Raw genomic sequence first — 20898 nt, forward strand, 5'->3', positions numbered from 1 at the left:
CCCGATGAACCAAAGTACCTGCTGACAGGGGAACATCATGGACGCCGATAAACTAAAAGACTTTGCCGTCTACAATTTTGAAAAGCTGATCGTTGCGATCGTGGTGCTGCTGTCCGCCTTCTTAGTCTACAGCGGACTGGACAAGCGGATTATCACGGAGGAACAAGACCCGGATCGCTTGGCCCAGAATGCGACCGAAGTCAAACGACAGGTCGATGATGACCACACCGATGCGATCGTCAACGACCCGGAGAATCCTCGCGAGCCAAAATTCGACATCGCGATGGAGCAAAAGAAGTTTCTTCAACCGATCAAATCCAGTCTCTATCAACCCGATCCGTGGGATTTGTCCAAGGCAAGCAAGGACAAGGTGCGTCGCAAGGACCCGATGATTGCCAAACCCGCCGCGGTTCGAACGACCGGCGTGATCGCGTCGCTGGCCTATCGGTCCCAAGACGGCACCTATGCGTTGGCCGATCTGGAGCCCGCGGACGAATTGGAAGTGGTCGAAGCGAAACCCAAACGCAGTTCCCGGCGCAATCGTCGTCAAAACCAAATGGACATGATGATGGGGGGCGGGGAAGGCGACATGGACATGATGGGCATGGACATGGAGATGATGGGCATGGACATGATGGGCATGGACATGGAATCGTCAGGAGCCGGTACATCGGGACCGATCCGAAAACTCGCCGCCGAGAAGAACCTCGGCACAACGGCGAAGAACACTCAAAATCTTAAAACGGGTGCGGATCAACCCCCGGTCCCCGGCATCGGACTGTTCATCGCCGGGACGGCGGTGATTCCCCACAAACAGTTGATCGATGCGTACCAAGAAGCCCTCTCCTACGCGGTGGGTTACGATCCCATCAAACGCGACCTGCCGCGCTACGTCGCCTATCAAGTTCAACGGGCCGACGTCACGAACAAGTCCGTCGATCAATTGACCGATGCGGACTGGATCCTGCGAGACAGCAACGAGACAACGATCGGAAATGCCGCCTTGTACTGGTCCGGGTTCGCGCCCGAATTGGTCCCCGAGGACTACAGAATTCCCGGGGTCACGATGTGGATTCCCCCGGTGTTGCTGGATCCCTACGCCAGTTTTGCCAACCACCCATTGATTCCATTGAAAACCAAACGTGCTCTGCTGGCCGAGCAGATGGAAAAAGAAGCGGAGGCAGCAAAAGCAAGCGCCGGACCCGTTGATATGGAACAGTTTGAAATCGATATCGCCGGCGGCCAGACGCGAACCTTTGGTGGCGGCATGGACGAGGGCTACGATATGGAGATGGGCATGGATATGGACATGGGCATGGACGAGGGCTACGACATGGACATGGGCATGGGTAGCGCCAGGTCGGCCAATGAAGGCAAGCCCGCCGAAGAGAATCCCGTCGACTACAAACTGCTTCGTTTCTATGACTTTGCCTACATCCAAGGCAAAACCTACAAGGTGGGCGGAAAGGTCGTGGGGATGGACCCGAGGGCTCCGCGGATGAACCGCCAGTACGTTTATCGGGTGCGTTTCGCAGTCAACGACCCGAACTTTCCCAAGTCGCCGGAGCTGCAACCGAAGAGTCGCAATCTGGATCCGGAAGCCTACAAGCGGTACGTGACGCTGGCGGCCGAAGCCGAACAGACTCAACAACGAAACTACAAACGCTGGAGCGATTGGAGCGATCCGAGCGCCCCGACGTCGCTGCCGCCCGTCGATCGGGTCGCCTTTGGCAGTGTGAAACCCTACAAGCCGCGTGTCGTGTCCGCCGGCAATCGAAGGATCGAAATCGAATCCGATCCGCCCAAGGCGGAAGTCGTCGCGTCGAGCTTTGATCCGCGTCTGGGCGTCTTTGTGCCGGCACGGATGGAGGCGACCGAAGGCACCGTGCTAAGCACCGAAGTCGAATCGGCCGAAGTCGTCGATCCGATCACCCTGGAAGTCAAGAAGACCGACGAACCGAAGATCGTCAAATCGTCCGCAACCGTGATCGACGTCGAAGGCGGTGCACCGCTGGAAATCGTTGATGACGAAACCATCGTCGAACCCGGGATCTTCTTGATGGTCGACAGTAATGGAAAGCTGCGGGTCCGTGATGCGACCGAAGAGCAGCGGGTCTATCGGATCCAGTCCTTTGCCGAAGAACGTGGTCTGTAAAACGGAATAGATAGAAACAGGATGTACGATTTTGCACGCGGGCCGTTCCCGCGAACACGACCGCGACGGCAGCGCCGTCACGAATGGTCGCGACGTCTGGTGGCCGAATCCACGCTCACACCGAGTGATCTGATCTGGCCCATCTTTGTCCATCCGGGAACCGGGGCTCAAGCGATTGAATCCCTGCCCGGTGTCGAGCGATTGGGAACCGACAAGATCGTTGACGCCGCCAAGCGCGCCCGCGATTTGGGGATCCCGGCGATCGCGGTTTTCCCGGCAACGCCTGCGGAATTAAAAACCGCCGATGCCGCCGAGGCGACCAATCCCGATAACCTGGTGTGCCAAACGGTTCGACAGATTAAAGCTGCCGTCGGCGACACGTTGGGAATCATCTGCGACGTCGCGCTCGATCCGTACAGCAGCCATGGTCACGATGGAATCGTGCGTGACGGAGACGTCGTCAACGACGAAACCGTTGGCATTCTGGCCCGGCAAGCGGTGGTGCAGGCCGATGCCGGATGCGACATCATTGCCCCCAGCGACATGATGGACGGCCGCGTCGGCGCGATCCGTGACGCGCTGGAATCGGCCGGCCACATCAATGTTCAAATCATGTCCTACGCGGCCAAGTACGCCAGCGCGTTCTACGGCCCGTTTCGCGAAGCCGTCGGATCCAAGGGCAACTTGGGCGGGGCCAGCAAGAAGACCTATCAACAGTCCCCCGGGCAAGCCGACGAAGCCCTGCACGAGGTGGCGCTCGATTTAGCCGAAGGCGCCGATTCGGTGATGGTCAAACCCGGCATGCCCTATCTGGATATCGTCACCAAGGTCAAGCAGACCTTTGGCGTGCCGACCTTCGTGTATCAAGTCAGCGGTGAATACGCGATGTTGTCGGCCGCCGGACAACTCGGCTGGCTCAACCGCCGTGACGTCGCCCTGGAAAGCTTGCTGGGGTTCAAGCGTGCCGGTGCCGACGGCATCCTGACCTACTTCGCCCCCGAAGCCGCCCAGTGGCTCGGTGAGTAGGTCACGCTGTGCGTGACGGTGGGCGTACAGTGAGTAGGTCACGCTGTGCGTGACGGTGGCATGCACAGCATGCCCTACGTACCTGGCATGCACAGCATGCCCTACGAAACCGCTTCTCACTCCGCTAATTTCTCGATCGTCTCGGTCCCCAATCGGACGATTCGCCAGTCCGGCAGCACGTCTCCGCCGATCGCCTGATAGACATCGATCGCGTTTTGGTTCCAATTCAAGACGGCCCATTCCATCCGTCCACAATTTCGTTCGATGGCAATTTCGGCCAGCCTTCGCAGCAACGACTTGCCGATTCCCATCTTGCGAAATTCCGGACGGACGTAGATGTCTTCTAGATAGATGCCGGGCTTGCAGAGAAACGTCGAGAAATTTTCGAAGTAAATCGCGTACCCGACCAGTGGGCCGTGCGATTCGTCTTGGCGATCCGTTTGGGCCACCAAGGCTTCGGCACAACGGCGGACGAACAGCGCATCGTGCATGTCGTCTTCACTGGCGGTCAATTGATGTTCCAGCTTTTCAAAGATCGCCAGTTCACGGAGCATCTTAAAAATTTCTGGAACGTCGTTCGGACGCGCCGCGCGGATTTCACAGCTGGGTTCAGACATTGCGGCTCACAAGAAGATCGTCAAATCAGTCGGCGGTGGGGGATTACCAGAAACGTCGCTCGATACGTTTTTGGGCGTCCTACGTTTACGTAAAGCATCCCGATGATGCAGTCGCAGTCAACCGTGAAGCCCCCCCAAACCGATTGATCGATACGTTCGGATCGATCGACAGCCCAAGCGAATATGGAAACGATCAACGGCCGCTTCTTGCCAGACGATTCAGACCGGCCCTCGTCTCCGCCCGCCGCCCCGCCATCGGCGGATTCGCTCTCGGACCAGCCTGCCGAACCGCCCAACAGTGGCGATCCAGATCGGACGGCTAACCAGACGCCAAACGGCGGCGCCGCTGCGGCGGATCCGTTGGCGACCGTCTGGGGAATTGGCACGCCGCCCGAACCGAAGCGACCACCGGGCGAGAGTCGCGGAAACGCTGGCACCCCACACCGCCAGCGGGAAACCGGCCTGTCAGACGCCGAATGCACACTCGGTTCGGCTTCCGCCGGTCGTCACGAATCGGCGGATTCGGGTGAAGACGAAGAACGTCCTCGTGACTGCGAGCGCTATGTCGAACTCGGTGAACTCGGACGCGGCGGCTGGGGGGTGGTTCAGCGTGCCCTCGATCGGCAACTGCAGCGTGAAGTCGCCGTCAAACGCATCAGCAATCCGGGCAAAATCCAGCCCAGCGAACGGGAGCAGTTTCTGCACGAGGCGCGGATCACCAGCGGGCTTCAGCATCCTGGCGTGGTGCCCGTTCACGAGTTGGTCGCCGACGAAACGGGTGACACCTACTACGTGATGAAACTGCTCGAAGGCGACACGTTGCGTCATCACATCCGCATGGCACACGCCAAGCGTCCCGCGGGCAAGTGGGCCCGGCACGACTTGCTCGAAGCGATCACTCCGCTGTTGCTTCGATTCATCGACGTTTGCAATGCGGTCGCCTATGCCCATCGACGCGGCATCATTCACCGCGATCTGAAACCCACCAACGTGATGGCCGGGGCGTTTGGCGAAACGATCGTCGTGGACTGGGGGCTGGCGCGATACATCGATGACGCCGACGGGGAGACGACGGTCCAAGGCCCGGTAAAACAAAACGACGACTCGGGCAGCTATCGCTCGTCGGCGCCGATGGAGTCCGAAGGCAGCGTGGTGGGAACGCCGACGTACATGGCGCCCGAACAGGCTCGGGGCGAGTTGGCCTCCATGGGCAGCCACAGCGACATCTACTCGCTCGGCGTGATCCTCTACGAAATCATCGCCGGCACTCATCCGCACAAGGGGCTGGACATTCGATCAGTGCTTCGCCGAGCCCGTGACGGCGAATTCACTCCGCTGCGAGAGCTGCAGCCCTGCGTCCCGAAACCATTGGAAGAGATCGTCCACACCGCGATGGATCCCACGGCGGAGCGACGCTACGGCGACGTCGAAACCTTGGCCGATGATGTGCAACGTTTCATGACGGGGTTGCGCGTGTCGGTCCATGACGAAACGCTGATCGAACGCTGTTCCCGCTGGTGCGGTCGCCATCGCGCACTCGCATCCACGATCGGTTTAGCGATCGTAGTGTTGATGATCGTCTCGGTGATCAGCGCGCTGGTGATCCGTTCGGCGCACCAGGCTGAACGTCAAGCGAGGATCGAAGCCCGCGAAGCGCACCACGAGTCTCTTGAGCGTCTGGTCGATGCACGCGACACCGCGGACACGTGGCTGGTCGATTTGAGCGGTTCCTTGCAATTCCATCCGGCGATGACACCGCTGCGGAACGAATTGATCGGACAGGCCCTGAACCAATACCAACGTTTGATCGAACAGCCGATCGATCCGATTGCCGATCGGTCCGGTGACCAGCTCGACGCCGACGCCTTCAAAACCAACACCCTGGTCTGGCTGGAACGTGTCAAATGCCATTTGCGTTTAGGCGATCTGCATCGGATGCGTGGCCAGGTCGAGCCATCGAAGAAACAGTTTGCCATCGCGGAGTCCATTCTCGCAGGCTTGGGGCACGCCGTTGATCATATCACTCCGGTCTCGTTGCAGCGGGCGGACGTCGCTTCCGAACTTGCCGACACCTGGTTCCTGCACCAGCCCACCCTGCATGAACTCGTTTGTTTGGAAAAGGTCAACACGACGATCGGCAGGGCGATGGCGAATGAAGCGTCACCCACGTTGGCCGCCGCGATCGGAGCGCGCGAACAGCTTCAACACTGGTTGCCGTGGGAGCCGCCGTCGGGCGCCGACGTTGCTCCGTCTCACTTTGTCGCCCGTGCGATTTCAGCGCTGGTACGGTTGGAGGTGGTGATTGAACGCACCCAGGTATCGACATCCCCGTCGGCCAGACGCGTGTTTTCCGCGGACCGGTATCAAAACGCCGTCCGTTGGGCACGCTGGCTGGCTGATCATCGAGGCAACCCCAGCGACTTGAAACTGTACGAGACGATCGCGACCGAGAACGCCCAACGTTTCAGCCGGCTCGGCGATTTTTCTGCCTCACACCAGGCGTGGACGCGGTTGATCGACCATCTGAGCGACCGTCTAGCGTCTGCCGGCGAACGATCCGATTGGATGCAGTCACTCGCCCACGCAAAACTGCGTCGTGCCGAAGTGGCCGTCCAGTTGGGCCGCAAAGACGAGGCGGCGGAGGACTACGCCAGTTCGATCGAGGATTTGGAACGCACGTGGTTGTTGGCCGATGCCGACGAGTTCTTTCGTGTGAACCTGGCCACCGCGGAAAACAACCTGGGGCGATTGTGGGTTGATGGCAACGATCAACAACGTCAACAAGCCAAGCAATTGTTTGCCCGGTCGATCGCCACCTACCAACAACTGCTCAGCGAATCGGCGACGCCGGATATTTTGCGGCGGTTGGCACTGACCCACACCGCGATGGCCGAAGCGATCGACGCATCGACCGAGGGCGGCGACGGTGATGCCGCCGCGAAACAGCTCGAACATTTGCAACACGCCACGCTGGCCTATGAGATCTTGCGCGATCAAGAGCTGTTGAACGATCGAGATCGACTCCATTGGGCGGCAGCGTTGGTCGATCGGCGGCAGATCGATCCCGATGCGGTCGATCCGAAAACGATCCGCAAGCTGCTGGCAGAAATCGACCTCGAAGCATTCACCGCAGCCCAACGCGGCAAATACCACTCCCTGTTGGACGCTGTGCGTTCATCGGTTCAGAATGGCGGTGTTGAATGATACAATCATCACCAGCGCAATGACTGATCTTGAGAACCGTGAATTGGCGGACGAAGCTTCCGTGCCTGGCAAGATCGGTTGTTGTGGATGCTGGAACGTGACCCATCTTTGTGGGCCCCATTGACACACTTCCATGCGCCTTTCCAACTTGATGAATTGACATGATGCCCGCTGCGATGAACCCCGACCCCCTCCAGGGCGACACCAGCCCCGACTGCTTGCTCGGCTCCACCAAGGATGTCGCCGGCACGCGCGGTGGTGAACCATTGCAGGGGGAGCCATTGCAGAGCGAACCGGAAGCCACGTTGCAGCGATCGCCCGATCCGTCGTTGGGGGCTCGCAACGATCAATCCTGTCTGGTGCAGATTTATCCTGCCGACGTCGTCGATGGGATGTTGCTGATCGAGAACGATGAATTGATGATCGGCCGCGAAGCCGGTTCGGACTTGATGCTCAGCGACACCAGTGTCTCGCGTCAACACGCCATCATTCGTCGCACCGAGGCGGGGTTTGAGTTGGAAGATTTGGGCAGCACCAACGGGACGTTCGTCGCCGGCCGTCAAGTCACGCGGGCCCGATTGAATTCCGGCGACACGATTCGTTTCGGCAGCTTTCTGTTCAAGTTCCTTTCGGCCGGAAGCGTCGAATCGCAGTATCACGAAACGGTTTATTCGGCGCTGACGCGCGATGCCTTGACCGGGACGATGAACAAACGCTACTTGCTGGAAACGCTCAGTCGTTCGATCGCCGCCGCGGTCCGCCAGCGTCAGCCCGTCACCGTCGTGATGTTGGACATCGATCATTTCAAGAGCGTCAACGACACCTATGGACACTTGGTCGGCGACGAGGTGTTGCGGGAATTCGGTCGGCGAGTCGCCACGGGCTGCCGCGAAGACGATTTGTTGGCGCGTTATGGCGGCGAAGAGTTCTGTCTGTTGCTCTCGGCGACCAGAGCCGAAGAAGCCTTGGAAGTCGCCGAGCGTTGTCGCTTGGCCGTCTGCGACCAGCCCTTTCAGACCGCTGCCGGGCCGCTCAAAATCACCGCAAGCTTCGGTTTTGCGGTCTTGAATCAGGACCACAGCGAAACGGGTTTGGAACTGATCCGCCGCGCCGACGAGAAACTGTATGAAGCCAAACGCGGCGGTCGCAATCGCGTTTGTGGCGACGGTGTCGCCTAGTGCTTCGTCAACTTTTATTCTTAGGGTGCCGCGGAAAAGGGGTCAGGTACCAAAAATGCGAAGCACCCTGCGGGCCATTTGGTTTTTGGTACCTGACCCCTTTTCCGCTCGACAAACGCAGGCTCGAAAATTGAAAGCTGACAAAGCACGAGTGGTTCCGGCCCTACTGCCAAGATCGTAGCGGAACGGCGCGAGGGGGCTGTCGATTCAGTGAGCCGCGACGCGTAAGCGGCCGGGCATTTCGGCGCCCGCCCGAGGCCTTACGGCCAACGGCTCACCATTGACCCAGCAGACCCGATCAATTCGACCGACCGCTTGCGGTCTGGTTTCACTCGTCAAACGCAAGCTGAAAGCTTACGCCACGTGCTAACATCACGGTCCGGCGGGCGGTTCAATCACCGACGCCCAGGTCATCGTCGAAGCTGGCCAGGATCAGTTTTAATTCGGATTCTTCGTGGCTTTCAAAACTTGACTTAAACGATTTGAAACGCCGTGTCAGCCTGTTGATGTGTTCGACGGCTTCGCAATTCAGTTCCAAAATCAGATCGGCCAGATCGCGGATTTGTGAAAACAACGTCGAGTGCTGGGCCCGTAGTGATTCGGCGGTTAAGCTCAGATGTGGCGCGATGTCGACTGCATCATCGAAGTAACCGTACGCTTCTTCGAGAGAAAAATGGATCGCCAATTGGTCTCTCAATTCGGCGAGCCCGGCGATCAATTCCGGCCAATGATTCTTTGCGGTCTCGGGGTGCGAGAACATCGGAATCAGGCGATCCCAGAGCGATTTCAATTGACGGTTGTCGTCTTTGATCTCTCTTAGAAAAGCCGCATTCACGGTCAATCGACCGACCGGTTTGCTGGCTAAGCCTTCTCCAGATGATTTCCCAGCGGCCAGCTGGTTACTCGGCGCGAGCGCGTCAGACATCGGCATGATCCTTTTGTTTTGAGGCTGTTTCCATTGTAACCACCAATTCGATCTCGCGAAGTTTTTTGAGGGCTTTTTGATCGATCTTGGCAGTCTGTACGGCCCGCCCTCGACGGGTAGGCGCGATTGCCCAAACTGGTCATGCATTCCAGATGCCAAACGGCATCACGTCTTCCAAACGATCGGCACCGACCCGCAGCATCAGCAGACGGTCCACCCCCATTGCCACGCCACTACACGGGGGGAGTCCCTCACGCATGGCATCCAGCAGTGTCGTTTCGGTGGCCAGGCGGGGGCGCCCCGATGCGATTCGCTTGCGATTGTTTTCCGCATAGCGTGCCGACAACACCTCGGCATCGAGCAGTTCGTCATACCCATTGGCCACTTCTACCCCGCGGACGTACAGCTCAAACCGGGCGGCACATTGGTCGTCGTGCGATGACGGTTTGGCCAACGCGGCTTGCGGCAGGGGGTAATCCGTCAACAGCAGCGGACGCCGTTGCCCCAGTGACGGCGCGATCTGTGCCGACAACAGATAGTCGAGCATCTGGTCGCGATCATCGGCGATCGTTGCCGCCAGAATTGCGTCCAATCCCGCCACCGTGTCGAACAAGTCGTCGGTGGCAACATCGATCGGATCGAATCCGAGTTGTTCGGCAAAGGCATCGCGGTAGCGGATCGAATCATAGCCGTCGGTGCCCAGCATCTCGCAAGCGAATTGGCCGGTCAGTCGCATCGCGGATTCAAAATCACCGCCGACCTCGTACCACTCCAACATCGTGAATTCGATGTTGTGCAACTGACCGGCTTCACCGCCACGGAAGACCGGACCGATGCTGTAAATCGATGGCGCTCCGCCGGCCAGCATGCGTTTCATCGCGGACTCGGGAGACGTCTGCAAATAAAACCGCTCGGGGAGCCGCGGATCCGAAATCCCCAACGTGTTCGTTTCGATGGCCAAGGGATCCAAATAGGCATCGACCACACAATCGCGCGACAGGCAAGGCGGTTGCGTTTCCAAGAAGCCGTGCTGATCGAAAAATCGACGCGTCTGGCGAAGCAACTCGGCACGCGCCGCAAGATGGTTTACATTGGCCATGACCACACCCGTTATCCCTTGCGGCATCGCGTTCGTCCTTCCCACACGACACCCTTTGTGAATTTTTCTTCGCCAGATCGTTATGCACGCCAACGCCAATTCGCCCCGATCGGCGTCCAGGGCCAAGATCGGATCGAACGAGCCGAGGTCGCCATCCTGGGTTGCGGTGCGCTCGGGACGGTGGCGGCGGAATTGCTGTGTCGCGCCGGCGTGGGCCAGATTCGAATCATTGATCGTGATGTTGTCGAGTGGACGAATCTGCAACGCCAATCACTCTTTGACAGCGACGATGCCCGGCTGGGGGCCAGCAAGGCCGAAGCCGCCTGTCGCAGGTTGGAGGAAATCAACGATCACGTGCAGACTACTCCGGCGGTGACCGACATCAACGCTGGGAACATCGAATCCGTCTTGGCCGGCGTCGATTTGGTGATCGACGCCACGGATAATTTCGGCATCCGATTTCTGTTGAATGATTGGGCCCTTGCAACCGGCACCGTGTGGGTGCATGGCGGATGCGTCGGCGCGAGCGGTCAAGTGCGGCTGTTCGACGGAGCCGATCGCCCGTGTTTTCGTTGCCTGGTCCCCAGCCTTCCGCCGGCAGGACTGGTCGACACCTGCGATACCGCTGGCGTGATCGGGCCGGCGACCCATGTGATCGCCAGCTTGCAGGCGGCCGAAGCACTCAAGTGGATTTCAGGCAATCGACAAGCCGTCTGCGAAGACGTGTTGTCGATCGATCTGTGGAACAACCGAATCCGCCAAGTCACACTCGATCGGGACATCGCGCCCCAGTGCACCGCCTGTGTGCGTCGAGAGTTTGAATTTCTCCGCGGCGACGCCCTGCGCAGCAGCGAAGGGGCATTGTGTGGACGCGACGCGGTGCAACTCAATCCGCAAGGCGACAACGTGCAGATCGACCTGGGCGCCATGGCGCGACGTTGGGAGGCGATCGGGCCGGTCCAATCGACTCGATTCTTCACCCGGCTGCAGGTCGATCCGACGACCCAGTTGACGTTGTTTCGAGACGGCCGCGTCGTCGTGCAAGGGACCGATGATCTGGCCCGCGCCCGTTCCCTGTTCGATCGGTATGTCGGCAATTGAGACGCACCCCCGGCGGCTCAGACCGCTATAAAGACATCTTCGTCGCTTCGGACGACTTCAATCAGATTCAATCACTTCAACCCAACACTTGAATTACCATGCACGGAAAAGATGCGATTCGCAGCGCCTACCAACTCAGCCGAATGGTCACCACGTCCTACTTCAGTGACCTGACCGATCAAGAGCTTCTGACACGGCCGGGCAAAGGCTGTAACCACGTGGCCTGGCAACTCGGGCACTTGATCAGCTCCGAGTGCGGATTGCTCAATTCGGTCGCGCCGGGGTTTGCCGTCGAGTTGCCCGAAGGCTTTGCCGAGAAACACAGCAAAGAAAACACGGCCAGTGATGATCCGGCGGAATTCGCGACCAAGGACGAGTATCTGGCGTACTTTGAAAAGCTCCAGGAAGCGGCTTTCAAAGCGTTGGATGCCCTGTCCGACGAAGACTTGGCGAAGGAAGCGCCCGAGCATCTTCAACAGATTTGCCCCAACGTGGGAACCGTCTTTATTCTGATCGCGACGCACCCGATGATGCACGCCGGCCAGTTCGTGCCGGTGCGGCGAAGCCTGGACAAGCCCGTGGTGATTTAATCGGTCGTGATTTGATCGGTTAGGGGCTGGCGGGGCAAACCGCTGATGTCCGTTTGCCGTCGGCCGGAGGCCAACGAAGCTCTGAAAGTCACCCTCCTGGCAGGAGGGTCGAGCGAAGCGAGGGGAGGTCGAACGGTTGTCGCGGAGTGATTAAAACTGCACGACCTCGACGCATCAACCGACGACGCACCGCCCTCCTTGGGACCAGCGTGGCGGTCGACTCTACAACCGCACCGGAATGCCGGCGTCGCGCATGACCTGCTTGGTTTCGGCGATGGTGTATTGGCCGAAGTGAAAGATGCTTGCCGCCAGCGCCGCGCTGGCTTTGCCTTGCAGGATGGCTTCGGCCAAGTGGGTCGGGTTCCCGGCCCCTCCGCTGGCGACCACCGGAATATTGACCGCAGCGCTGACCGCGGCGGTGACCGGCAAATCGTAACCGTCACAGGTACCGTCGGCGTCCATGCTGGTCAGCACGATCTCTCCGGCACCGAGTTCTTGGACGGTTTTGGCCCAGGCGACCGCCTCCAGGCCCGTCGGTTTGCGTCCGCCATTGATATGGACCTCCCAGAACTCTTGGCCGTCCTTGAGCACCCGTTTGGGGTCGATGTTGACGACGATGCATTGGCTTCCGAAGCGGTCTGCGGCTTTGCGGACAAATTCGGGGTCTTTGCAGGCGGCTGAATTGATGGACACCTTGTCGCAGCCGGCATTGAGCAGATCGCGGACGTCTTCGATCGATCGGACGCCTCCGCCGACGGTCAGCGGCATAAAAACGCAGTCCGCGGTCCGCCGAACGACGTCCAAAATGATGTCGCGTTCTTCGTGGCTGGCGGTGATATCCAGAAACACCAGTTCGTCCGCCCCTTCGGCTTCGTAGCGGCTGGCCACCTGGACCGGATCGCCCGCATCCCGCAAATTGACGAAATTGGTTCCTTTGACAACGCGTCCGCCATGCACGTCCAGACAGGGGATCACTCGGGCAGCTAACATCGATCGGGTTCGGATTTTGATGGGTGAAGCAGAAAATACGGGGGGCGATCGACGTGTTATAGGTCAATCAGCGGTCGGCTCGAAGGGTGGCAAGGGTGCGTCCGGTTGACCTTGACGTGGCGTGAATTTAATTTGCACCACCCGTTTTGGCGTCGGATCCAATACCGCGTCTTTACCCGTCGTCGCACCTTCCTCTCTCGCAGGCTTCCCCCCCGTGTCAAATGTCACCCCGGTTCGAAACGCGCTTATCAGTGTCAGCGACAAGCTGGGCCTGGCCGATCTAGCGGCCGGATTGCAGCGAGACGGTGTGACGATCTACAGCACCGGTGGAACGCGACGTCACTTGGAACAATCGGGCATCGATGTGTTGGACGTCGCCGAGTACACCGGTTTCCCCGAAATGCTGGACGGCCGCGTGAAAACGCTGCATCCCAAGGTGTTCGGCGGCATTTTGGCGATCCGTGATCGCGACGATCACATCGATTCGATCGAAGAACACGACATCGTGCCGTTCGATTTGGTCGTCGTTAATTTGTACCCCTTTGCCGCCACCGCGGCGCGGCCCGGCGTCACGTTCGACGAGTGTGTCGAACAAATCGACATCGGGGGGCCGAGTTTGGTCCGCGCGGCGGCCAAGAACCACCGCGACGTCGCGGTCGCGACCAGCCCCGAACAGTACGGCGAGTTGCTCGAGCAACTCGACGGCGGCGGCACGACGCTGGAGCTGCGGAAACAACTGGCCGCCGATGCATTCGATCACACCGCCGCCTACGACCGGGCGATCGCCGATTACATGCGTGGCGATTCGATCGCCGGCGAGTTCCCCTCGTCGATGCACCTGGCGCTGCGTCGCAAGAGCCAATTGCGTTACGGCGAAAACCCGCACCAGCGTGCGGCCCTGTACTCCGATCCGACCATCCGAAGTGCCAACCTAGTTTCGGCCCGCCAGATCAGCGGCAAAGAACTCTCGTACAACAACCTGCTGGATCTCGATTCGGCACTGGAAATCGTTCGCGGTCTATCCAACCCGGCCGTTTCGGTGATCAAACACAACAACCCCTGCGGTGCCGCCAGCGACATCAAACTGGTCGACGCCTGCCGCAAGGCCCTCGCGGGTGATCCGCTGAGTGCGTTCGGGTCGGTGTTGGGATTCAACAAGACCGTCGACATGGCCACGGCCGAATTGCTCTGTGAACCGGGGTTGTTCATCGAAGCGATCGTCGCGCCGGACTTCGAAGCCGGTGCGGTGGGATTGTTGACGACGCGTCCGCGTTGGCGCGAGAACGTGCGACTGATGCAAGTCGGCATCCTGGATGATCCGCCACCGGCGATTCAACGTCGCTTCATCAGCGGCGGGATGTTGGTGCAAGACGCCGACCGCATGACCAGCCCGCGCGTGCAGTGGGAAACGCCCACCGAAACCAAGGTCGATGAAGAGCTTTGGGATGACCTGGTTTTCGGTTGGGAAATGGTCCGGCACGTCAAAAGCAATGCCATCGTCTTGGCCAACGACACGTCCTTGGTCGGTGTCGGAGCCGGGCAGATGAGTCGCGTCGATAGCGTGGAAATCGCGATCGAAAAGGCGGGCGATCGGGCCAAGGGTGCGATCCTGGCCTCCGATGCATTTTTCCCCTTCCCCGATTCGATCGAAGCGGCAGCCGAGGCCGGCATTGTGGCGATCATTCAACCGGGCGGTTCACGCCGTGACGGCGAAGTCGTTGAAGCCTGTGACCAGTATGATCTGCCGATGGTGTTGACCGGGCGGCGTCACTTTAAACATTAGGATTTTGTCCGGATTGAACGTTCGGATCGCCCCGACCGATAGGGCTCGCGCCCTATCGATTGAGTGTGATGCGGTTAGCGGACCGTTGTACGACGTCCTTTCCAGGTCGTCGTCGGGAGTCCAACGGACGACGGCCCGGAAGGGCCATCGTACTCGACAAACCGGTTGAACTAAGCTGGACGGTCTCAAAAGGCTAAACACCAACGATTGCCCGGCAAGTAGGATTTCACCATGACGATCCTTGACGACATACTGGTCAAAACCCGTGAAACGATTGCCCGCGACATGGCCATCGTCTCGGCGGACCGGTTGGAATCCGAACTGGACGCCTTGCCGCCCTGTCGCGACTTTCATGGCGCCCTGGCAGCCGGCGATCGCGTTAATCTGATCGCCGAAGTCAAACGGGCGAGCCCCTCGGCGGGCCTGATCCGTGAAGACTTTGACCCCGCGGAAATCGCCAGGTGTTACGTCGACGGTGGAGCCGCCTGCATCAGCGTGTTGACCGACGAACCGTTCTTTCAAGGTTCGCTCGATTATCTGCGAGACGTGCGCGCGGCGGTCGACATTCCGATCTTGCGAAAAGACTTCATCGTCGATCGCTACCAATTGCTGCAGGCGCGTCAGGCGGGCGCCGATTGCGTGTTGTTGATCGCCGAATGCTTGCCGCCGGATGAATTGAAACAGCTTCACGACTTTGCCACCGATCTCGGCATGCAAACCTTGATCGAGCTGTTCGACCCCGAAAATCTGCAGGCCGTGTTGGCCACCGGGACCAAGCTGGTCGGCGTCAACAATCGCGACCTGCGGACCTTCAAGACAACGCTTCAGCACACCTTGGATCTCTGCCCGTCGATTCCATCGGACCGCTTGATTGTCGGTGAAAGCGGCATTCGAGAACATGCCGACCTGTTGCGGTTGGCCACCGGCGGCGTCAAGGCCGTGCTGGTCGGCGAATCGCTGATGCGAAAGGACGATATCACCGAGGCGGTTCGAGAGTTGTTGGGATGACGCCTCGCAGCCGACACGTCGCGGCGGCCCTGGTCGCCTGTCTGTTGTTTGGCGTCGGGGTGACGCTGACGGCGGTGCGAACCGTCAGCCGTTACCAAACGCCGGGATCGTCCAATCCCGCGACACAAGGGATGTGTGACTTTCACAACGGGCTGTACTTTCCCGCCACCGCGCTGTTGGCTGGCAAAAGTCCCTACGGCCAGCAGTACGCCGACGAGTACCCGGTGTCGCGTCAGATCCCGTTTTTCTCGCCCGTGATCCTGGTGCTGCACGCGCCGTTGACGTTTTTGCCGCTGCCGGTCGCGGATGTCCTGTTTTTCGTGATCTCCGTGTTGCTGGTGATCGTGCTGGCGATGCTGTGCGCCAAGGCCGCCGGCGTGGGGCGTGCGAACGGGGCCGCCGGCGCAGGTGGGCGTTTGACGTGGGTCGCATCGATTGCTGCGGCGATTGTGTTTTCCCGCAGCGGACATATCTCGCTGTACAACGGTTACTTCACCATCGAGTTGGCGTTGGCGACGATCGCCGCGATCCACTTTGCGAAAGACCGTCCGATGACGGCGGCCATCGCGCTGACGCTGGTATCGGCCAAGCCGACGTTCATTTTGCCGCTGGGGTTTTTGATGTTGGCCCGCGGAAACTACAAAGCGCTGGGGTTGGGGGCCGCGATCAGCGTGCTCGGCGCGGGGCTGCCGATGACCTACCTGGCCTATCACGAAGGCATTCGGGCGACCGGTTCGATCGACATGGCCGCCGGATTGGACAAGATCGTCGACGACATCGGCACGGCGCAACAGGTCCACATGAAGACTCAGGATGAATCCCCCGTCGATTCATGGACGCGGCTGGATGCCTTGGCAACGGTTTGCAAATGGACCGGCAGCGATCCCGGCCAGATGGTTCATCTGGCCGTGATGATGCTGATTCTGGCATGGCCGATGGTGATTCTGTTTTACCGATCGCGGCATGGATTGGACGACGGGGTTGCCGGCGGCACCGGTTGTCTGATGCTGGTCGCGACCCTGACCAGTCTGTACCACCAGTCCTATGACGCGATGGTTGTGGTCGCACCAACGGTCGGTCTGCTGCTGGCGAGCACCGAGTTTTGGAGGTCGGTTTCGCCTTCGACCCGCGGGGTGCTTGGAGCCCTGATGGTGTTCCCGGCGTTTAATTACCTTTCAACGCGCAGCTTTCTGACGCGTCTGGACTTGGGGGACATCGGATTTGGCGTGATCACCAGCCTGAGCGGAGTGGCGCTGATGATCGCCTGGGCGGTGATTTGCGTTCTGCTGACGCGTCGGATGATCGGACCACGCAACCGACCGTCCGCGAGCGGGCCGGTGATTGGGTGAGCCGTGACGCGTCAGCGGCCGGGCATTCCAGCGCCCGCCCGAGGCCTTACGGCCAGCGGCTCACCGTTGACTCCGCAGATCTCAACTCAATCGACAGTTCGCTTGCACCCTGCCGCCACCCAACGAAACCCCGCTTGGCGTCGCACGGCGGGATCGCCCGCCCGATCACGCGTCTCCCCTGACGCGGTTGGGGCGGCCAGCCCGCGCGCGATACCGCACGAATAATCGGTACAGCCCCGTTCTTTTACGTGACCAAATCGTTTCCAGTCGCTTGTTGCCGTTCTGGCCCTGTCTAAACTGCATCTGACCGCATGAATCCGCACCAGGAACCTTCACCGAAATTGCCCGATGGATGATCTCTTCCCCGCCGAGTTGAATCCCCAGATTTCCGTATCAGCCAGTTCGGCGGATGCTCAGGCTGTTGACACGCGTGCCCATCGATTTCGACCGGCAAAAATCTTTCTGGCGCTCCCGGCGTATAACGAACAGCAAGCGTTGCCGGAGCTGTTGGAACGCATCGGCGAGTCGTTTGCCGACACCGGGCTGCCCTACGAAGTCATCGTCGTCGACGACGGCAGCACCGATGACACCGCACAAATCGTTTCACAGCTGTCGTTTCAAATGCCGTTGCATCTGGTCCAGCATCAGCAGAACCAGGGCTTGGGAACGACGATTCGCGACGCGCTTCGCGAGGCCGTGGATCGCGCCGGCGAGCGTGACATCATCGTCACGATGGACGCCGACAACACCCACCCGCCGGGCTTGATCGATCGCATGGTGCGGATGATCCACGAAGGCTGTGATGTCGTGATCGCCTCGCGATTTGAATCGGGCGGATGTGCCGTCGGCGTCCCGATCGAGCGGCATTTCTTGTCCATCGGCGCGCGGTTGCTGTTCACCGTTCTGTTTCCCACCCGTGGCGTCCGCGATTACACCTCCGGGTTTCGCGCCTATCGCGCTTCGGTGATCCGTCAGGGCTTTGCCGATCACGGCGAGGCGTTCGTCGCTGAAAAAGGATTTTCTTGCATGGCGGACATCTTGTTGAAACTTCGCAAGCAAGGCGTCTTGTTCGGCGAGGCCCCGTTGCGTCTGCGTTATGACCGCAAGGGCGGCGCGAGCAAGATGCAGGTTTTTAAAACCATTGGGTTGACGTTAAAGCTGCTCACCCGCCACCGTTTGCGAGGTCGGTAGTCGTGGCTGACAAGGACGAACACGCGTCGCCCAAGAAGCGTTGGTTGGTGATCGGCGGCGGCGTGATGGGGCTGAAGATCGCTGACGATTTGGCCGGCAAGGGGCAAGACGTGACGATCGCCGAAGCCGCGCCCCGCTTCGGCGGGCTGACCAGCGCTTGGCAACTCGGCGACGTCTCCTGGGATCGTTTCTATCACGTCACGTTGCTCAGTGATTCGGTGCTGCGGAAACAATTGCAGTCGCTGGGATTGGAGCGCGAGCTTCGGTGGGTTGAAACCAAGACGGGGTTCTTCGCCGGCGGCAAATTGATGTCGATGAGCAACACGCTGGAATTCCTGCGTTTTCCACCGCTGTCGCTGTTCCAAAGGGTTCGCTTGGGCGGCACGATCTTCCTGGCGTCCAAGATTCGCGATTTCCGCAAGATGGAACAACAGTCCGTCGAATCCTGGTTGCGACGTTGGTCGGGTAACGGGGCGTTTGACAAAGTTTGGTTGCCGCTGCTCAAAGCGAAACTCGGTGACGCCTATCGCCAGACCTCCGCCGCATTCATTTGGGCGCATACCCAGCGGATGTACAAGGCGCGTCGAAGCGGGGCGAAAAAGGAGATGTTCGGTTACGTCCCCGGCGGCTACGCGCGGATCCTGGACGTCTGGACCAACCGTCTGGCCGAGCGTGGCGTTCGGCTGTTGAGCGGTCACGGCGTCAACAGTGTTCGCAAGACCGACGATGCGGGTTCGGGCCGATTGGAAGTCGACTTCGGCGCGGGACGCGTGGAAACGTTTGACAATGTCGTTTCCACGATCGCATCGCCGTTGATCGCCGATCAATGTGAACAGTTGCGTGATGAAGAAAAATCGAAACTGCGGGCGATCAAGTACTTGGGCGTCGTCTGCGCGTCGATGCTGCTGAAGAAACCGATCAGCCCGTATTACGTCACCAACATCACCGACACCTGGGTTCCGTTGACGGGGATCATCGAGATGTCGACGATCGTCGATTCGCAGTCCCAGTTGGGCGGGCACCATTTGGTTTATTTGCCCAAGTACATGACCGACGATCATCCCGACTTAGCCGAGCCGGACGAAGACTACAAACAACGCTGTCTGGAAACGCTGGAGCGGATGTACGATCATTTCTCGCGCGACGATGTGTTGGAATTCAAGGTCGCGCGGGCGAAGTACGTCGCGGCGTTATCGACGATCGACTACAGCACGCGATTGCCGCCGGTCGTCACCAGCGTGCCGGGGTTTTACGCGTTGAACTCGGCACACATTCTGGAAGGCAATCTGAACGTCAACGAAACGCTGGCACTGGGCGAACAAAAGCTCCGAGAGGAGGTCTGGCCGGACTTCCTGGCCCGCGAACAGGTACCCACCCGCCCGATGATGGTCGGTTAACGCAACCAGTCCCTGCCGGGCGATTCACACGATTCCCAAGAACCTTTCGTCTGGGCATTGGTGTTTACATCAGTGGCAAGATTTAAAGTCACCCTCCTGGCAGGAGGGTCGAGCGCAGCGAGGGGAGGTCGATCGGTCAATCGCGACGTTCCTTTCAATTTTGAGAGGCACGCCCCAAGCAGCAACCCAAACCCTCTCCTCGCTGCGCTCGACTCTCCCAGGGGGAGAGTGACGAAAACCGTTTACTATCAACGACTCAAAAACTGCACGACTAATTTTGGGTAGGGTGATTGAAGTTTTGTAGACACCAATGCCCCGTGGGAGCGTCGAGTTCATCGAGAGAGGGGTGGAGTCGTGTCGGCGGCGTATCGGAAAAACCCACCCGGTCCGTTACGCCCGGGACGGTTCCTGGTATGATTTCTCCCTCAAAGGGCTTCGCACTGAAGCCCGTTTCCGTTTTTTCCCTCGTGATGAACGGCGATTGCTTCCACTCAAAGGACACTCCAAATGTATCGTTGCTTGCTGGTGATCACCGCCGTCTCAATGATGACGCTGATGACCGACGCACAAGACCAAACCGCCGCTGACGCCTCGAAAGGGGATTTCGCCAAGAAGGATCCGATCGGCTACTTCCTCGGACTTTCAATGGGCCAGCAGATGCGGCAACAAGGTTTGAAATCCGAAGACTTTGACCCCCAGGCGTTCGCTGTCGGAGTGACCGATGCCCTGGCACAAAACGAACTTCAACTCTCCGAAAAAGAGCTGATGGGCGTTCAGCAGCAGCTGCAAACGATGCTGAACAAACGCCACCAGGAAATGGCCGCGGCGATTCAGGTCAAAGCCGAAGCCAACAAAGCCAAGGGGGCCGAATGGCTGCAGGCCAACCTGAAAAAGGAGGGCATCAAGGAGTTTGCCGGCGGCATGCAGTACAAGGTGCTTGAATCGGGTGACGGCGGAAGCCCCAGCCCGAGCGACACCGTCCGCGTGCATTACACCGGGACGTTGATCGACGGCGAAGTGTTTGACAGCAGCGTCAAACGCGGCGAACCGGCCGAATTTGTGGTCGGCGGCGTCATCAAGGGCTGGCAAATGGCCCTGCAAAAGATGAAGGTTGGCGACAAATGGATGCTCTACATCCCGCCAGAATTGGCCTACGGCGATCGTGGCAGCCCAGGCGCGATCGGACCCAACGAAGTGTTGGTGTTCGAAGTCGAATTGTTGGAGATTTTGTAGGGGGGGAAGCGTTCGCTTCCCGGGGGACGGACTGGAAAGTCCGTCCTACCCC

16 protein-coding genes are annotated in these 20898 nt (G+C 59.5%); 12 read left to right on the forward strand and 4 right to left on the reverse strand.

The features are described from left to right. Nucleotides 1-37 precede the first annotated feature (37 nt). Together Enr13x_RS13030 and hemB are read left to right on the forward strand one after the other, a co-directional pair. A complete protein-coding gene (locus Enr13x_RS13030; RefSeq protein WP_145386624.1) occupies nt 38-2155 on the forward strand; it encodes a hypothetical protein in 2118 nt (705 codons plus the stop codon). 21 nt (nt 2156-2176) lie between these two features. Further along, nucleotides 2177-3181, forward strand: a complete 1005-nt coding sequence (gene hemB, locus Enr13x_RS13035) for a porphobilinogen synthase (protein ID WP_145386626.1) — start codon at nt 2177-2179, stop codon at nt 3179-3181. 116 nt (nt 3182-3297) lie between these two features. Here hemB and Enr13x_RS13040 read toward each other — a convergent pair whose 3' ends face one another. Further along, on the reverse strand, nt 3298-3798 hold the full coding sequence (locus tag Enr13x_RS13040; RefSeq protein WP_145386628.1) for a GNAT family N-acetyltransferase: 501 nt from the start codon (nt 3796-3798) through the stop codon (nt 3298-3300). 183 nt (nt 3799-3981) lie between these two features. On the opposite strand from Enr13x_RS13040, the gene Enr13x_RS13045 reads away from it, so the two are divergent. Further along, nucleotides 3982-7002 carry a serine/threonine-protein kinase gene (locus Enr13x_RS13045; protein ID WP_145386629.1) on the forward strand — a complete coding sequence of 1007 codons (3021 nt, stop codon included), beginning with the start codon at nt 3982-3984 and terminating at the stop codon, nt 7000-7002. A gap of 176 nt (nt 7003-7178) precedes the next feature. Continuing rightward, a complete protein-coding gene (locus tag Enr13x_RS13050; protein ID WP_145386631.1) occupies nt 7179-8180 on the forward strand; it encodes a GGDEF domain-containing protein in 1002 nt (333 codons plus the stop codon). Between the two features lie 391 nt (nt 8181-8571). Here Enr13x_RS13050 and Enr13x_RS13055 read toward each other — a convergent pair whose 3' ends face one another. Then, entirely contained in the window at nt 8572-9105 is a 534-nt protein-coding gene (locus Enr13x_RS13055; protein ID WP_231744257.1) for a hemerythrin domain-containing protein, read from the reverse strand. 139 nt (nt 9106-9244) lie between these two features. Beyond that, the gene (gene epmA, locus Enr13x_RS13060) at nt 9245-10231 is read right to left on the reverse strand and encodes an EF-P lysine aminoacylase EpmA (protein ID WP_145386633.1); all 987 of its coding nucleotides are present in this window, start codon (nt 10229-10231) and stop codon (nt 9245-9247) included. Nucleotides 10232-10261: 30 nt separating this feature from the next. Here epmA and Enr13x_RS13065 point away from each other — a divergent pair, with 30 nt between their 5' ends. Beyond that, the gene (locus tag Enr13x_RS13065; RefSeq protein WP_145386635.1) at nt 10262-11305 is read left to right on the forward strand and encodes a ThiF family adenylyltransferase; all 1044 of its coding nucleotides are present in this window, start codon (nt 10262-10264) and stop codon (nt 11303-11305) included. Between the two features lie 98 nt (nt 11306-11403). Next, nucleotides 11404-11895 carry a DinB family protein gene (locus tag Enr13x_RS13070; protein ID WP_145386637.1) on the forward strand — a complete coding sequence of 164 codons (492 nt, stop codon included), beginning with the start codon at nt 11404-11406 and terminating at the stop codon, nt 11893-11895. A 222-nt stretch (nt 11896-12117) separates the two neighbouring features. Here Enr13x_RS13070 and hisF read toward each other — a convergent pair whose 3' ends face one another. Further along, nucleotides 12118-12885: an imidazole glycerol phosphate synthase subunit HisF gene (gene hisF / locus Enr13x_RS13075; protein WP_145386639.1), complete on the reverse strand. Its 768-nt coding sequence runs from the start codon at nt 12883-12885 to the stop codon at nt 12118-12120. Nucleotides 12886-13099: 214 nt separating this feature from the next. On the opposite strand from hisF, the gene purH reads away from it, so the two are divergent. From purH to Enr13x_RS13105, 6 genes are all read left to right on the forward strand, one after another. Next, nucleotides 13100-14668: a bifunctional phosphoribosylaminoimidazolecarboxamide formyltransferase/IMP cyclohydrolase gene (gene purH, locus Enr13x_RS13080; protein ID WP_145386641.1), complete on the forward strand. Its 1569-nt coding sequence runs from the start codon at nt 13100-13102 to the stop codon at nt 14666-14668. Between the two features lie 231 nt (nt 14669-14899). Beyond that, complete coding sequence (gene trpC / locus Enr13x_RS13085) at nt 14900-15676, forward strand: indole-3-glycerol phosphate synthase TrpC (RefSeq protein WP_145386643.1); 777 nt, start codon at nt 14900-14902, stop codon at nt 15674-15676. Then, a complete protein-coding gene (locus Enr13x_RS13090) occupies nt 15673-17025 on the forward strand; it encodes a glycosyltransferase 87 family protein (protein ID WP_145386645.1) in 1353 nt (450 codons plus the stop codon). The genes trpC and Enr13x_RS13090 overlap by 4 nt, the downstream gene beginning before the upstream one ends. Nucleotides 17026-17373: 348 nt before the next feature. Then, entirely contained in the window at nt 17374-18216 is an 843-nt protein-coding gene (locus Enr13x_RS13095; RefSeq protein WP_145386647.1) for a glycosyltransferase, read from the forward strand. A gap of 2 nt (nt 18217-18218) precedes the next feature. Then, complete coding sequence (locus tag Enr13x_RS13100; protein WP_231744258.1) at nt 18219-19613, forward strand: NAD(P)/FAD-dependent oxidoreductase; 1395 nt, start codon at nt 18219-18221, stop codon at nt 19611-19613. 507 nt (nt 19614-20120) lie between these two features. Continuing rightward, nucleotides 20121-20846 carry an FKBP-type peptidyl-prolyl cis-trans isomerase gene (locus Enr13x_RS13105; protein ID WP_261344179.1) on the forward strand — a complete coding sequence of 242 codons (726 nt, stop codon included), beginning with the start codon at nt 20121-20123 and terminating at the stop codon, nt 20844-20846. The last annotated feature ends 52 nt before the right edge of the window (nt 20847-20898 follow it).

The organism is Stieleria neptunia (genome assembly GCF_007754155.1).
GTDB classification, from domain to species: Bacteria; Planctomycetota; Planctomycetia; order Pirellulales; family Pirellulaceae; genus Stieleria; species Stieleria neptunia.